This is a genomic window from Rhodomicrobium udaipurense JA643, from assembly GCF_000636015.1.
Taxonomy (GTDB): domain Bacteria; phylum Pseudomonadota; class Alphaproteobacteria; order Rhizobiales; family Rhodomicrobiaceae; genus Rhodomicrobium; species Rhodomicrobium udaipurense.
The window spans coordinates 1-15,362 of record NZ_JFZJ01000080.1; the positions used below are offsets into that span (position 1 = coordinate 1).

Annotated in this window: 8 protein-coding genes; 4 read left to right on the forward strand and 4 right to left on the reverse strand. The window is 63.5% G+C overall.

Annotation, left to right across the window (positions count from 1 at the left end; all coding sequences use genetic code 11):
- The coding region (locus T281_RS11715) for a GTPase family protein (protein WP_037238994.1) at positions 1-750 on the reverse strand (750 nt) is incomplete at its 3' end.
- A 516-nt stretch (positions 751-1,266) separates the two neighbouring features.
- Between T281_RS11715 and gltB the strand changes: the two genes are divergently transcribed.
- The 4 genes from gltB (at position 1,267) to guaA (ending at position 9,947) form a co-directional block, all read left to right on the forward strand.
- The gene (gene gltB / locus T281_RS11720; protein ID WP_037238998.1) at positions 1,267-5,973 is read left to right on the forward strand and encodes a glutamate synthase large subunit; all 4,707 of its coding nucleotides are present in this window, start codon (positions 1,267-1,269) and stop codon (positions 5,971-5,973) included.
- Between the two features lie 145 nt (positions 5,974-6,118).
- The gene (locus tag T281_RS11725) at positions 6,119-7,540 is read left to right on the forward strand and encodes a glutamate synthase subunit beta (RefSeq protein ID WP_037239000.1); all 1,422 of its coding nucleotides are present in this window, start codon (positions 6,119-6,121) and stop codon (positions 7,538-7,540) included.
- Positions 7,541-8,039: 499 nt separating this feature from the next.
- Positions 8,040-8,246 (forward strand): hypothetical protein, encoded by a 207-nt coding sequence (locus T281_RS11730; protein ID WP_037239003.1) that lies wholly within the window; start codon positions 8,040-8,042, stop codon positions 8,244-8,246.
- Between the two features lie 123 nt (positions 8,247-8,369).
- A complete protein-coding gene (gene guaA / locus T281_RS11735) occupies positions 8,370-9,947 on the forward strand; it encodes a glutamine-hydrolyzing GMP synthase (RefSeq protein WP_037239008.1) in 1,578 nt (525 codons plus the stop codon).
- Between the two features lie 702 nt (positions 9,948-10,649).
- Here guaA and T281_RS11740 read toward each other — a convergent pair.
- The 3 genes from T281_RS11740 to T281_RS17815 all read right to left on the reverse strand — a co-directional run.
- Positions 10,650-12,059, reverse strand: a complete 1,410-nt coding sequence (locus T281_RS11740) for a dipeptidase (RefSeq protein ID WP_037239011.1) — start codon at positions 12,057-12,059, stop codon at positions 10,650-10,652.
- Positions 12,060-12,400: 341 nt separating this feature from the next.
- The gene (gene ftsH, locus T281_RS11745; RefSeq protein WP_037239006.1) at positions 12,401-14,326 is read right to left on the reverse strand and encodes an ATP-dependent zinc metalloprotease FtsH; all 1,926 of its coding nucleotides are present in this window, start codon (positions 14,324-14,326) and stop codon (positions 12,401-12,403) included.
- Between the two features lie 105 nt (positions 14,327-14,431).
- Positions 14,432-15,362 (reverse strand): PP-loop family protein (locus T281_RS17815; protein WP_276324638.1); only part of this gene is annotated, 931 nt, incomplete at its 5' end.

A 15,362-nucleotide genomic window follows, 5' to 3' on the forward strand; every position in this document is an offset into this window, starting at 1 on the left:
GATGCCAGCGGGCGCGGCCTTTTCGAGCGCGGCGAGAAGCTGCGGCAGGCCGTAATTCACCGGCTCGAAGCCGTCGTCGGGTTGGGTGAAATCGATCGGAACGAACAGCAGGAGGCCATCGCCGGGCAGATCGGCAAACAGCCCGCGCTGGTGGGCGAGGCTTCTGGCGAGATCCGGCGGCACCGGACCAATGACTTCGAGCGCCGCGCCCGGCTCGCCGTAGGGATAGGCGGCGGGGTGGCCATCGCCCGGCTTGTAGGCATCGTGCAGCGTGGTCTGCGCCACGACGACGGGCCAGCCGGGATGGCGCGCGCGCGCCGCCTTCACGGTGCTCAAGACCGCATCCTGCTGCGGATCGAGCGCCTTCATGACCGCGAGGATCAGATGCGCCTGGCTTTCATGCACGGCGATGTCTTCTGTCGGATCGTAACCCGCTTCGCCGAGGCCGCGCGTGTCGAGAAAGCGGATCACGGGCGCGTCGGCGGGAAAATCGAAGATCTGCGCGGTCCGCGTACACGGCTTGTAGCCTTGCCCAACCTCCGCCGCCGTAACGCCCGTTAGTGCGCGCACGATGGATGTCTTGCCGGACTGGACCTTGCCGATGAGCCAGATCACGGGTGCCCTGCTTTTCGCAAGCTCCGCCACGCGCTCGTCGAACGGGGCGCTCGCTGCCTGCGGCGTGAGCACATTGTCGCGCACCGCCTTCAAACTGCGGGAGAAGGTGCCTTCAAATTCTTCACGCCAGGTCATCGCCGCCGATTCTGCCCATAAAGCGAGCTATCGATTTAACCTAAGAAAACACCATGCGAAGCGGTGTTTTCTTAGGGATGCGCGCTATTATATAGGGACTAACGACGCCGTTACAGGCCCGGCGCATTGGATCTTCTGTGACGAGTTCGCCCGCAGGCGCGACGGTGTTTCGCCACGCTCACGAGGCATTGCAGACTTGTCACGGTTCTAAAATTCTGGCACGCTTCCACTGTTGGCGCGATAGCCTGGGCAACGCTCGGCCCGTGAACCATTTGTTTAGCGAAACAAATGCGTTTCGGGATCGGGCTTTTGCGTGCCTGAATGATAACTGGGCAGGGGACGAGAAAATGACGACGGGCGGCATTGACAGCGGAACATACGGAAGCGAAGCGGCCAAGACCGCAACGCGAAAACATCGCCGCTGATAGCCGCGCGCGCGGCACGGTTCGATAGCGCGCTCGATGAACGACATAGAACCGACTCCACATTAAAAATCCCTTGCGAATACCTAGAGCCATGACCGATACCGCGATGCCTTCCTGTGACAGCTCCCATTCCGCCCACGGCTTTCCCGAGCCTCAGGGGCTTTATCATCCCTCGCGTGAGCATGACGCTTGCGGTCTTGGCCTCATCGCCAACATCAAGGGCGTAAAGAGCCACGCAATCGTGCAGGACGCGCTCAAGATCCTGCTCAACCTCGAACATCGCGGCGCGGTCGGCGCCGACCCTCTCGCGGGCGACGGCGCCGGCATTCTCGTGCAGCTCCCGCATGATTTCTTCGTCGCGGAGGGCGAACGGGACGGCTTCAAGCTGCCGCAGCCCGGATATTATGGCGTCGGCCAGCTCTTCATGCCGCAAAACGCCGAGGTTCGCGCGAAGTGCGAAACCGTCGTCGAAACAGTGCTCGCCGAACAGGGGCTGCCGTTCATCGGCTGGCGCGACGTGCCGGTCAATAATGAGTCGCTGCCGGAAATCGTGACCGCGACCGAGCCGTTCCAGCGGCAGGTGTTCATCGGCCGCCCGCATTGCATCTCCGACGAGAGCGCCTTCGAGCGCGCGCTTTACGTGGCGCGGCGCATCATCTCGAACCGCGTTCGCGCCGAAATCGGCGTCGACATCAACTTCTATCCCGTTTCGTGCTCCTGCCGGACCATCGTCTACAAGGGCATGTTCCTGTCGTACCAGCTCGGCGAATATTACAACGACCTGCATCATCCGCTGTTCGCGTCGGCGCTGGCGCTCGTGCATCAGCGATTCTCGACGAACACCTTCCCGTCGTGGAAGCTCGCGCATCCGTATCGCATGGTCTGCCACAATGGCGAGATCAACACGCTGCGCGGCAACGTGAACTGGATGGCGGCCCGGCAGGCGAGCGTTTCGTCGCCCCTGTTTGGCGGCGAGATTCAGAAGCTTTGGCCGATTTCCTACGAGGGCCAGTCCGACACCGCGTGCTTCGACAACGCGCTCGAATTTCTGTTGCAGGGCGGCTATAGCCTCGCGCACGCCATGATGCTGCTGATCCCCGAAGCCTGGGGCGGCAACGCGCTCATGGACGAGAAGCGGCACGCCTTTTACGAATATCACGCCTCGCTCATGGAGCCGTGGGACGGCCCGGCGGCCATCGCATTCACGGACGGCAAGCAGGTCGGCGCAACGCTCGACCGCAACGGCCTGCGCCCGGCGCGCTACATCGTGACCACCGACGACCGCGTCATCCTCGCGTCCGAAGCGGGCACGTTGCAGGTGCCGGAAGAGAAGATCGTTCACAAGTGGCGGCTTCAGCCCGGCAAGATGCTGCTGATCGACCTCGAAGAAGGCCGCATCATCTCCGACGACGAGATCAAGACCGAACTCGCCAGCATGCGCCCCTATCAGGAGTGGCTGAAGCACGGTCAGGTGCGCGTCGAAAATCTGCCGGCTGCCGCGCCGTCGCAGCCGAAGACGAACGTGGCGCTGCTCGACCGTCAGCAGGCGTTCGGCTACACGCAGGAAAGCTGGAAATTCCTTCTCGCGCCGATGATCGAGACCGGGCAGGAAGCCATCGGCTCGATGGGCACCGACACGCCCATTTCCGCGCTCTCGTCGCGGCCGAAGCTGCTCCACACCTATTTCAAGCAGAACTTTGCGCAGGTCACGAACCCGCCCATCGACCCGATCCGCGAGGAACTGGTCATGAGCCTCGTGTCGTTCATCGGCCCGCGCCCGAACATCCTCGACCTGCACGGCACGTGGAAGCTGAAGCGGCTCGAAGTCTCGCAGCCGATCCTGACGAACGAGGATCTGGAGCGTATCCGGCACATCGCGGATCACCCGGACACGCCGTTCCGCACCATCACGCTCGACGCGACCTACGGCGCCGACCTCGGCGCGCCCGGCATGGAACGCGCGCTCGACCTCCTTTGCAAGCGCGCGGAGACCTCCGTCCTTCAGGGTTGGAACATTATCATCGTGTCCGACCGTGAGGCCGGGCCTGACAGCATCCCGATCCCGAGCCTTCTCGCGACGAGCGCTGTGCATCATCACCTCATCCGCAAGGGCCTGCGGACGTCCGTCGGCCTCGTGGTCGAAACGGCCGAGGCGCACGAGATCCATCAGTTCGCGGTGCTCGCGGGCTTCGGCGCGGAAGCCATCAACCCGTATCTCGCTTTCGAGACAATCGAGGCGAAGCTTGACGAGTTTTCAAAGCCGATTCCGAAGAAGGAAGCCGAGAAGCGCTATGTGAAGGCCATCGGCAAGGGCCTGATGAAGGTGATGTCCAAGATGGGCATCTCCACCTATCAGTCCTATTGCGGTGCGCAGATCTTCGACGCTGTGGGGCTTCGCTCGGAGTTCGTGAACAAGTATTTCACCGGCACGCAGACGGCCATCGAGGGCGTCGGGCTGGAAGAGATCGCGCGCGAAACCGCCGAGCGTCATCGCCTCGCCTTCTCCGACGCGCCCGTGCTCAAGAGCGCGCTCGATGTCGGCGGCGAATACGCCTATCGCGTGCGCGGCGAGGATCACGTCTGGACGCCCGACACCGTGGGCGATCTCCAGCATGCGGTGCGCGGCAATCTGCCGGATAAGTATCGCTCCTTCGCGAAAAGCATCAACGAGCAGGCCGAGCGCCTGATGACCATTCGCGGCCTGTTCCGCATCAAGGACGCGGGCGAACTCGGGCGCGCGCCGGTGCCGGTCGAAGAAGTGGAACCGGCCGTCGAGATCGTGAAGCGCTTCGCCACCGGCGCGATGTCCTTCGGCTCGATCAGCCGCGAGGCGCACACCACGCTCGCCATCGCCATGAACCGCATCGGCGGCAAGTCGAACACGGGCGAGGGCGGCGAGGAAGCCGACCGCTTCAAGCCGCTTCCGAGCGGCGACAGCATGCGCTCCGCCATCAAGCAGGTGGCGTCGGGCCGCTTCGGTGTGACGACGGAATATCTCGTCAACTCCGACATGATGCAGATCAAGGTGGTGCAGGGCGCGAAGCCGGGCGAAGGCGGTCAGCTTCCGGGCCACAAGGTGGACGATACCATCGCGAAGGTGCGCCACTCTACGGCGGGCGTCGGCCTCATCTCGCCGCCGCCGCACCATGACATCTACTCCATCGAAGATCTGGCGCAGCTCATCTTCGACCTGAAGAACGTGAACCCTGAAGCCGACGTCAGCGTGAAGCTCGGCTCCGAGGTGGGCGTGGGCACGGTTGCGGCGGGCGTCGCGAAGGCGCGCGCGGACCACATCACCATCGCGGGCTTCGAGGGCGGCACGGGCGCTTCGCCGCTGACTTCGATCAAGCATTGCGGCAGCCCGTGGGAAATCGGCCTCGCTGAAACGCAACAGACGCTGGTGCTCAACCGCCTGCGCGGCCGCATCGCGTTACAGGTCGACGGCGGCATCCGCACGGGCCGCGACGTGCTCGTGGGGGCGCTTCTCGGCGCGGACGAGTTCGGCTTTGCGACGGCTCCGCTGATCGCGGCGGGCTGCGTGATGATGCGCAAATGCCATCTCAACACGTGCCCCGTCGGCGTCGCCACGCAAGACCCCGTGCTGCGCGCGCGCTTCAAGGGCACGCCGGAGCATGTCATCAACTACTTCTTCTTCGTTGCGGAAGAGGTGCGCGAATATATGGCGGCGCTTGGCGTCCGCTCCTTCAACGAGCTTGTCGGCCGCACCGACTGGCTCGACAAGGAGAAGGCGATCCAGCACTGGAAGGCGCAGGGCCTCGATTTTACGAAGATGTTCCACAAGCCGGACATGCCGGCGGGTGTCGCGAGCTATCACAGCGAGCGGCAGAACCACCCGATTGCGCATGTGCTCGACCGGAAGCTGATCGAACTCGCGAAGCCTGCGCTCGAAGAGGGCAAGGCCGTCAAGCTTGAAGTGCCGATCCACAGCGCCGACCGCTCGACAGGCGCGATGCTGTCCGGCCGCGTCGCCAAGGCATACGGCTATGCGGGCCTGCCGGAAGACACGATCTGGATATCGCTCAAGGGCACGGCCGGGCAGAGCTTCGGCGCCTGGGTCGCGAAGGGCGTCACGCTCGATCTCGAAGGCGATGGCAACGACTACGTCGGCAAGGGCCTCTCGGGCGGAAAGCTGATCGTGCGCCCGCCGTCGAACACGTCGGTTGTGCCGGAGGAAAGCATCATCGTCGGCAACACCGTGCTTTATGGCGCGATTTCGGGCTCGTGCTACTTCCGCGGCGTCGCGGGCGAGCGCTTCGGGGTGCGGAACTCGGGTGCGGTTGCCGTCGTCGAAGGCACTGGCGATCACGGTTGCGAATATATGACGGGCGGCTGCGTTGTGGTCCTCGGCAAGACGGGGCGCAATTTCGCGGCGGGCATGTCGGGCGGCATCGCCTATGTGCTCGACGAGGACGGCTCGTTCCCGAAGCGCTGCAATATGGCGATGGTCGAGCTTGAGCCCATCGATCCGGGCGACGTGTCGCCCTTCAATCAGGCGAGCGGCGACACGCTGGAGCGCTTCAACTACGTGCACCTCATGCACGACATGACGCGCGACGACGAACTGCGCCTTGTGCGCCTGATCGAGAACCATCGCCGCTACACCGGATCGGAGCGCGCGAAGACCATTCTCGAAAACTGGTCGGTGTACCTGCCGAAATTCGTGAAAATCATGCCGACGGAGTATCGCAAGGCGCTCGAAAATCAGAAGCGGCTCAAGGTTGCGCCAACCCCGCCGGAGCAGGCGGAGATCTCCATCGGTGTCACCGCCGCCGGCTAGCGACGCGAGCGGGCAGCCACGGCGCTGCCCCTTTGTCGCTGGACGCCGGACGAAGCGGGAGCTTGCGACGCTTGGCGGAAACGCCGAACAACAGGAAACGACGGCTGGCGCATGCGGGCCGACAGCATGCAGCGCGGGTAAGACAATGGGAAAGATCACCGGTTTTCTTGAGATTGAGCGCGAGGAGCGCGATTACGCACCCGTCGCGGAGCGCACGCGGCATTTCCGCGAGTTCGTGCTGCCGCCGACGAGCGAGGAAGTGAGCCGTCAGGCCGCGCGCTGCATGGATTGCGGTGTGCCGTATTGCCATCGCGGCTGCCCGATCAACAACCAGATCCCGGACTGGAACGACCTCGTCTATCACGACGAATGGGAAGCAGCGGCGAGAAACCTCCATTCGACGAACAACTTCCCCGACGTGACGGGACGCATCTGCCCGGCGCCTTGCGAGGCCGCCTGCACGCTCAACATCGACGACGTGCCCGTCACCATCAAGAGCATCGAGTGCGCCATCGCGGACCGCGCTTTTGACGAGGGCTTCATCGTGCCGGAACCGGCCGAGGTGAAGACCGGCAAGCGCGTGGCCGTGGTCGGCTCTGGTCCATCGGGCCTTGCCGCCGCGCAGCAGCTTGCGCGTGCGGGCCACGATGTGCACGTCTACGAGAAGAACGCGATGCCGGGCGGACTTTTGCGCTACGGAATCCCGGATTTCAAGCTTGAGAAGCAGGTCATCGAGCGGCGCGTCGCGCAGATGCAGGCGGAGGGCGTTACCTTCCACTGCGGCGTCCACGTCGGCGTGACGCTGCCCGTCGCAGAACTCGAGCGAGACTTCGACGCCGTGCTTCTGGCCGGCGGTTCGGAGCGCCCGCGCGATCTTCCGGTGCCGGGGCGTGAGTTGAAGGGCGTCGAATTTGCGATGAGCTTCCTCGCGCAGCAGAACAGGCGTGTTTCGGGCGAGCCGCTCGGCGATGTAGAGCCGATCCTTGCCACGGGCAAGCGCGTCGTGGTGATCGGCGGCGGCGACACCGGCTCGGACTGCATCGGCACCTCCATTCGTCAGGGCGCGGCGTCGGTGACGCAGATCGAAATCATGCCGAAGCCCCCCGTGAAGGAAAACAAGGATCTGACGTGGCCGCAGTGGCCGCTGAAGCTTCGCACGTCGTCGAGCCAGGAAGAAGGTGCAGTCCGCGAGTTCAGCGTGATGACGAGCCGCTTCGAAGGCAACGCCAAGGGCGAGGTCACGCGGCTTCACTGCGTGCGCGTCGACGACAGGATGAAGGCCGTTTCCGGTAGCGAATTCGTGCTGGACGCGGATCTTGTGCTGCTGGCGATGGGCTTCGTTTCGCCGGTTCAGGAAGGATTGCTTGCCGACCTCGGCGTCGAACTCGACGGGCGCGGCAACGTCAAGGCAACCGACCGCGACTACGCGACGTCGCGCCCGAAGGTCTTCGTGGCGGGCGACATGCGGCGCGGGCAATCGCTCGTTGTCTGGGCGATTCGCGAGGGTCGTCAGGCCGCGCATGCGATCGACATGGCGCTGATGGGGACGACGCTTCTGCCGCGATGAAGAGTTCACCCCGAGCCAAGACCGGCGCCGTGCTCCGCCGTTCGCAACCCGCGTCCAAGCGGCTCGGGAACTCCGTTCATCCTGAGGCGTTTCATCGGATGCTGGCCTCCAAACCCGGCAAGCATCCGGAATCACTGGGCGCGAGCGAAGCAAACGTTGCAACTTGTTGATCCGAGCGCAGTCAATCATTCAGCCTTGAATGAGGGTCGATACGCCAAGCGTGAATTAATGTAAAATCTGCTCCCCAAGGTCGCCAAAGCGTCGCAAAGGCACAAAATTGCCTAAAATTCGCCCTGAGGTGGTGCCCAAGCTCGCCGCCGATCCGCAAACAAACAGTCACAACACGGATCTAATAAACACTCGCGCATGAGCCGCGTCGGCAAGCCGTACGATGACGGCAGCATGCGTGAAAAAGGGCTGTCGCGCGATTGACCTTTCGTCTGATGGGCGTCGCGCCCGGTTCGCCAATCTTTCACACTCAGGACAAGCGAGTTTCACCATGGGTTTCCTCAAGGCCATCGTCTCTTTGGTTCTTTTCGCCATCATCGCCGTTGCCGCCTACTGGCTCATCGCCTCTTACACCACGAAGGGCGAGTTGCCTTACTGGGCAGAGATCAACGCCAACCTTCCCGAACCGCTCCGCAGCTTCGCTTGCGAGAACATCAAGAAGACGGACGCGACGGCGGTCGTGGCGAGCTGCCAGTAACGCCAAGCCTGGCGGCCGGTTTGCCGCCGGAACGCTTTACGCGCGCAAAAACAAGGCTATGTTAGGAGTGGGTTCGCGCTTGCGCGGACCCATTCGATTTTCTGGACAGAAGTGGAGCTTCTCTTGGCCGGTCTTCCCGCTACGGATGCCGTTCTCATTGTCGATTTCGGTAGCCAGGTTACGCAACTCATCGCGCGGCGCGTGCGCGAGGCCGGTGTCTACTGCGAAATTCATCCCTATCAATCGGCGGCGGCGGCGTTCGAGACGTTGAAGCCGAAAGGCGTGATCCTCTCCGGCGGCCCGGACACGGTGACGCGAGAGGGCAGCCCCCGCGCGCCGCGGGCCGTGTTCGATGCCGGCGTTCCAATCCTCGCCATCTGCTACGGACAGCAGACGCTCGCCTTGCAACTCGGCGGTGACGTTGAAGGCGGCCACGCCGCCGAATTTGGCCGCGCCGATGTGGAGATTCTGAAGCCTTCGCCGCTTTTCGATGGCATCTGGCAGGTCGGCCAGCGCTACCCCGTCTGGATGAGCCACGGCGACCGCGTCACCCGCGCGCCCGAGGGCTTCGAGGTGATCGGCGTTTCGGAGAACGCGCCCTTTGCGATCCTCGTGAACGAAGCGAAGCGCTATTACACGACCATGTTTCACCCGGAGGTGGTGCATACGCCGGACGGCGCGAAGCTCCTCTCAAACTTCGTGCACAAGATCGTCGGTCTCAAGTCGGACTGGACAATGTCCGCCTACCGCGCGGAGATGATCCGCAAGATCCGCGAGCAGGTCGGCAAGGAGCGGGTGATCTGCGGCCTTTCGGGCGGCGTCGATTCGTCGGTGGCGGCGGTCCTCATCCACGAGGCGATCGGCGACCAGCTGACTTGCATTTACGTCGATCACGGCCTGATGCGCCTCGGCGAGAGCGAGCAGGTGGTTGGCATGTTCCGGGACCATTACAATATTCCGCTGGTTCACGTGGACGCGTCGGATCTTTTCATCGGCCAGCTCGAAGGCGAAGCCGACCCCGAGAAGAAGCGCAAGACCATCGGCCGCCTGTTCATCGAGGTGTTCGAGGCCGAGGCGAAAAAGATCGCCGCCGATGGACGCGGCGCGCCGAGTTTCCTCGCGCAAGGGACGCTCTATCCCGATGTGATTGAAAGCGTCAGCTTCTCCGGCGGCCCGTCGGTGACCATCAAGAGCCACCACAATGTCGGCGGTCTGCCCGAGCGCATGCATATGAAGCTGGTGGAACCCCTGCGCGAACTCTTCAAGGACGAGGTTCGCGCGCTCGGTCGCGAACTCGGCCTGCCGGAGAGTTTCATCGGCCGCCATCCGTTCCCGGGGCCGGGCCTCGCCATCCGCCTGCCGGGCGGCGTCACACGGGAGAAGCTCGACATCCTGAGGAAAGCCGACGCTATCTATCTCGACGAAATCCGCAAGGCTGGGCTCTACGACCACATCTGGCAGGCGTTTTCGGTGCTCCTGCCGGTGCAGACGGTGGGCGTCATGGGCGACGGGCGTACCTACGACCGCGTGCTCGCGCTGCGCGCCGTCACCTCCGTCGACGGCATGACCGCCGATTTCTTCCCGTTCGACATGGGCTTCCTCGGCCGCACCGCCACGCGCATCATCAACGAGGTCAAGGGCGTAAACCGCGTCGTCTATGACGTGACGTCGAAGCCGCCAGGCACCATCGAGTGGGAGTAGTATAGGTGTCCGAACAGGCTGATATCTTTGGCTCCCCTAGCGAGGTCAGCCTTGTTCGCCTGCTATTGGTCGACCTTCATGACGGCCTAGTTGGCAAGGTGGCGCGTTTTCGACAGTTGGAAGATCTGTGTTCCGCGCTTGGCAAAGGCGGCACTATGATGCCGGGAGGAGAAATTGTACAATGCCTGGATCGAAGCTCGCTCGAGTTTTGTCCACGGAAACTACATGGCCACTGTAATGCTATGCCAGTCCTTGGCTGAAAACATACTAGCCGCGCACTTGTCTATTTCGCACCTGAACGAAGCTCCTCCAAATCGACCCGCCTTTCGCGACACGCCGGACCGATGTGTTGCCGACGGCGTGATTTCCGTCGAAGATGCAGTCGGATTTCGAAAACTGATGAACTTGAGAAATCCGCTGTCACACTATAGGGATATAAGCGACCCAACAAACCTCACTCGTCGCGTGTTGGAGACGCAGAATCCTGCGGATGAACACCTGTTTCAGGATGCGAGTTTTGGTATTGGCATGACGATCAGATTGCTAGCCCTGCCAGAGTTTCGACTTAGCGGCAGGTCAGCTTTCGGTGGGCCTGCGAAATCGACGCCCGTTCGAACTCATCAAGTACTCTGAATGATCCGTGAAGCATGGATGTCGGCTCTGATAAGCGCGCCGCGCTGTGCGAACTTCGTGCGGGCTACCTTACTTCTTCCCGATCTCCGCGATGCGGCCGAGTATCGCCGCGTGGCTCAAAATGCCGTTCTTGAGGCATTTCAGCTCGAATTTCTCGTTCGGGCTGTGAATGCGGTCGTCCGATAGGCCAAAGCCGACGAGGATCGAGTCGAGGCCGAGCCCCTTTTGCATCAGGCCGACGACCGGGATCGACCCGCCGCCGCCGACCATCGCCGCCGGTTTGCCGAACACATCCTGAAGACCGGCGCGCGCCGCCTGCATATACGGCCCCTCGGCCGGAACGAGGATGCCTTCCGACGCGCCGAACTGACGGATGGTCCATTTCGAATCGGGCGGCGTGCGCGCGTCGAGGAACGCCCTCAGCCCGTCGAGGATTTTCTGCGGGTTCTGGTTCGGCACGGTGCGAAAGCTGACCTTCGCGGACGCGCGCGCGGCGATCACCGTCTTCGAGCCCTCACCGGTATAGCCGCCCCAGATGCCGTTGATGTCGGCGGTCGGGCGTGCCCAGATGCGTTCGAGCGTGGTGAAGCCCGCCTCGCCGGTCGACTGCGTGAGACCGATTTCGCCGAGGAAGCCCTTCTCGTCGAACGGCAGAGCGGCCCACTCGCGGCGCTCCGCGTCGGACAAGTCCGCCACGCCATCGTAAAACCCCGGAAGTTGCACGCGGCCGTTCGCGTCGTGGAGTTGGCCGAGCACCTCGGTCAGCGCGTTGATCGGGTTCACCACCGCGCCGCCATACAGCCCCGAATGCAGGTCATGCGATGGGCCGTTGAGCGTGATCTCGACATAGACGTTCCCGCGCAGCCGGTAGGTGATGGCGGGCGTGTCGATGTCCCAGGCGTTGGTGTCGCTGATGAGCACGGCGTCGGCGCGGCGAAGCGTCTCGGCGTGCGCGGCGAGGAAGCCCGGAAGCGACACGCTGCCGCTTTCCTCCTCGCCTTCGATCAGCACGGTGACTTCGGCGGGCAGCGCGCCATGCACCGTCTTCCATGCGCGGAGAGCCTCAAGGATGGTCAACACCTGCCCCTTGTCGTCCACCGCGCCCCGCGCGACCACGCGCTTGCCGTGCGGACCGTCGACAATGGCGGGCTCGAAGGGCGGCGAGGTCCACTCTTCCAGCGGTTCGACCGGCTGCACATCGTAATGCCCGTAATAGAGGAGATGCGGCGCGTCAGCGTTTGGGCCTGCGTGGTGCGCGACGAGGATCGGATGGCCGGGCGTATCGTGCAGCGTCGCCTCGAAGCCGAGCGCGCGAAACTCGGCGGCGAGCCAGTCGCCCGCGCGGCGCACGTCCTTCATGTAAGTCGGGTCGGTCGAGATCGAGGGGATGCGCAGGAAATCGATGTAGCGCGCGACGGCGTTGGCGAAATCGGCTTCGACTTGCGCGAGCACGGGTTGAACGTCGAATGTCGTTGGCACTTTCGCCTCTCTTTCTCGGCTTGTTGCGGCGATTGTCGCGGCCGCCGCGTTCGCGGCGACCGAAACACCGGCTTGCGAGCTTCCAGACATATGGGACGACGCTTCAGCGCCGATCACAAGGGAGAGCCAAGCCGCCAGCGCGGCGGTCGGCATCCAGCCGGATCCGCCGCGTCGCGGTAGCCATCAAACCGCGCCGAAACATATCGCCGCTTACCTAAACCATGAACCTTTGCTTGAGCTTATAGCAGAGAGGCGCGCCCAAAAAGCAAAATGGCCGCCCGAAGGCGGCCATCTCAGCAGGTATTCAGAGGATACTTTCGCAGCGGCAACACTCGCCACTGCTACGTCGACGGCTGAGGCTCCATGCCGCCAAGATCGTCCTTGCGCGGCGCGCGTCCGCCCGTGGTCGGCACTGCCGAGCGACGCTTCGGCTGATCTTCCTTCATGGTGAACTCGCGAACCGGCGGCTTGCCGTTGAGCAGGTCGCGGACTTCCTGGCCCGAAAGTGTCTCGTATTCCAGCAGACCCTTCGCCAGCGTGTGCAAATCTTCGAGGTGCTCGGTCAGGATGGACCGCGCGTGTTGCTCGCCTTCGTCGATCAGGCGGCGGATCTCGGAGTCGATGAGCTGCGCCGTCTCTTGCGACATGTTCTGCGAGCGCGCCACGGAATGCCCGAGGAACACTTCTTCCTGATTGTCGCGGTAGCGGATGCGGCCCAGCTTGTCGCTCATGCCATATTCCGTCACCATCGCGCGCGCCATGTTGGTGGCCTGCTTGATGTCGTTCGTCGCGCCCGTCGTCACATTCTCGGGGCCGAAAATCAGATCTTCCGCGATGCGTCCGCCGAAGACCATCGCAAGATAGGCCTCCATCTCGTGCTTCTTCATGCTGTAACGGTCGCGTTCCGGCAGGTTGAACGTTACGCCGAGCGCGCGGCCGCGCGGAATGATTGTCACCTTGTGAAGCGGATCGTTGCCCGCAGCGAAGATCGAAACGAGCGCATGGCCTGCTTCATGGTAGGCGGTGAGGCGCTTTTCCTCTTCCGTCATGGCCATTGAGCGGCGCTCGGCACCCATCATCACGCGATCCTTCGCATCCTCGAACTCGTGCTGCGTAACGACGCGCTTGGAGCGGCGCGCCGCGAGCAACGCGGCTTCGTTGACGAGGTTGGCGAGGTCCGCGCCCGAAAAGCCCGGTGTTCCACGCGCGATAACCTTGAGGTCGACGTCGGGAGCCAGCGGCACCTTGCGCACGTGAACCTTCAAAACCTTCTCGCGTCCAACGATATCGGGTGCAGCAACAACCACCTGGCGGTCGAAACGGCCCGGACGCAGCAGCGCGGGATCGAGCACGTCCGGTCGGTTCGTGGCGGCGACGAGAATGATGCCCTCATTCGCCTCGAAGCCGTCCATCTCCACGAGAAGCTGGTTCAATGTCTGCTCGCGCTCGTCGTTGCCACCGCCAAGACCCGCGCCGCGATGGCGGCCGACCGCGTCGATTTCGTCGATGAAAATGATGCAGGGCGCGTTCTTCTTCGCTTGCTCGAACATGTCGCGCACGCGGCTCGCGCCAACGCCGACGAACATTTCAACGAAGTCCGAACCCGAAATTGTGAAGAACGGCACGTTCGCCTCGCCAGCGATGGCGCGCGCCAGCAACGTCTTGCCTGTGCCGGGAGGGCCTACGAGAAGCGCGCCGCGCGGGATACGCCCGCCGAGCCGCTGGAACTTCTGCGGATCGCGCAGGAACTCCACGATTTCCTCAAGCTCTTCCTTGGCTTCGTCCACGCCCGCCACGTCATCGAACGTAACGCGGCCCTGCTTCTCCGTGAGAAGCTTCGCCTTGGACTTGCCGAAGCCAAGCGCGCGGCCCCCGCCCGACTGCATCTGCCGCATGAAGAAGACCCACACCGCAATCAGAAGCAGCATCGGGAACCAGTTCAAAAGCACGCCGAGAAGTGACGGCACGTCTTCGGTTGCCGGTTTGACGTTGATGGCGACGCCCTTCGAGTAGAGACGGTCGACAAGTTGGGGATCGTTCGGAGCAATCGTGACGAAGGTCTGACCGCTGTTCAGCGTACCGGCAATCTGATTGCCGGCCAGCGTCACGGCCCGCACGTTCTTGTTCTCGACGTCGTTCAGGAACTGGGAATAGTTCATCTCGTTCGCGCGCGTACTGCGCGGATTGTTCTGAACAAGATTGAAAAGCGCCACGAGAAGCAGCGCGATGATGACCCAGATTGCCAGATTGCGGAAGTTCGAGTTCATGGAGGCGTTGGTTTCCTCTGGTGCCGTCTGCGCGGCGTGAAGGCGCGACTTGACGACCGGCCTCAGTCTTCAAGCCACAGAGCGAGGCGGTGCGCGCCAAGCCTTTCAAAGATAGGGTATGGGTGTGTCTTTGCCAAGCGCACTTGAGGTCGTGTTTGGCAAGCGGGTTAAAAACCGTGCAAGAGGGGGGGCAAGCTTTGCTGTGACGGACGGAACGGCGGACGCATGACCTTCGCCCGAGATCACGGGAGCGGCCAGGAGTTTGTCCACGCGCCAGAGCGCGGGCGTGGCGAGCGCGGCGAGCCGGTTGGCCTCGGCGGACAGACCGAGTTGCTTGCGTTCTCTGCGCCAAGCCGTCCAGCCGGGCTCTCCGAGCGGCCGGACTTGCCCCTCACAGGCGGCAGCGGTCGGTGCCGAGACCAAAAAGCGGCGATCCCACAGCACGGAGACGCGGGGTTCCAGAAAAAGAGGTTCAGGCTTCATGCGGCCCGGCTCGCGGTAGAAGGAGAGGCGACCCGCAGCCGCGATCACGAGCGAACCGCCCAGCGTCGCCTCGCTGTTCCTTGACCTCAAATTTTCGAGAAGTCGCTCAAGGCGCATCATGCGCGGCGGTTCTGCCCGACCGCCGACGAGCGGCAGCACGCGGGCCAGCACTCGGAGCGCGATTTCGTCGGGCAGCGCGTCGAAAGCTTCGCGGTCGATCTCGCCATGCGCGAGCGGCGACACCCGGAAAAACCCGTCGAGGAAACGGTCGGCCGCTTCGTCTAGCGCGGCGCGGCTGCGTCCGAGGCGCGCGGCGCTGAGCGCGAGCGCGGCTTTCGAGACGCCGGCATTCGCCAGCGCCTTCATGGCGAGGCGGAGGCGTACACGCTCGAAAGCGTTATTCTCGTTGCTTGGATCGCGGACAAAAGGCACGTGGCGCGCGCGCAGATAGGCGGTAAGCCGCGTCTTCGAAAACCCAAGGAGCGGGCGGACAAGTCGCACGCCGTCCCGCCCCGATACCGGTGCGATGGCGGACAGCCCGTCGACGCCACTG

Excerpts from the sequence above, each read along its gene's own strand:
- gltB (WP_037238998.1), top strand. The coding sequence starts at position 1,267 with ATGACCGATACCGCGATGCCTTCCTGTGACAGCTCCCATTCCGCCCAC.
- T281_RS11725 (WP_037239000.1), top strand. The coding sequence starts at position 6,119 with ATGGGAAAGATCACCGGTTTTCTTGAGATTGAGCGCGAGGAGCGCGAT.
- T281_RS11730 (WP_037239003.1), top strand. The coding sequence starts at position 8,040 with ATGGGTTTCCTCAAGGCCATCGTCTCTTTGGTTCTTTTCGCCATCATC.
- ftsH (WP_037239006.1), bottom strand. The coding sequence starts at position 14,326 with ATGAACTCGAACTTCCGCAATCTGGCAATCTGGGTCATCATCGCGCTG.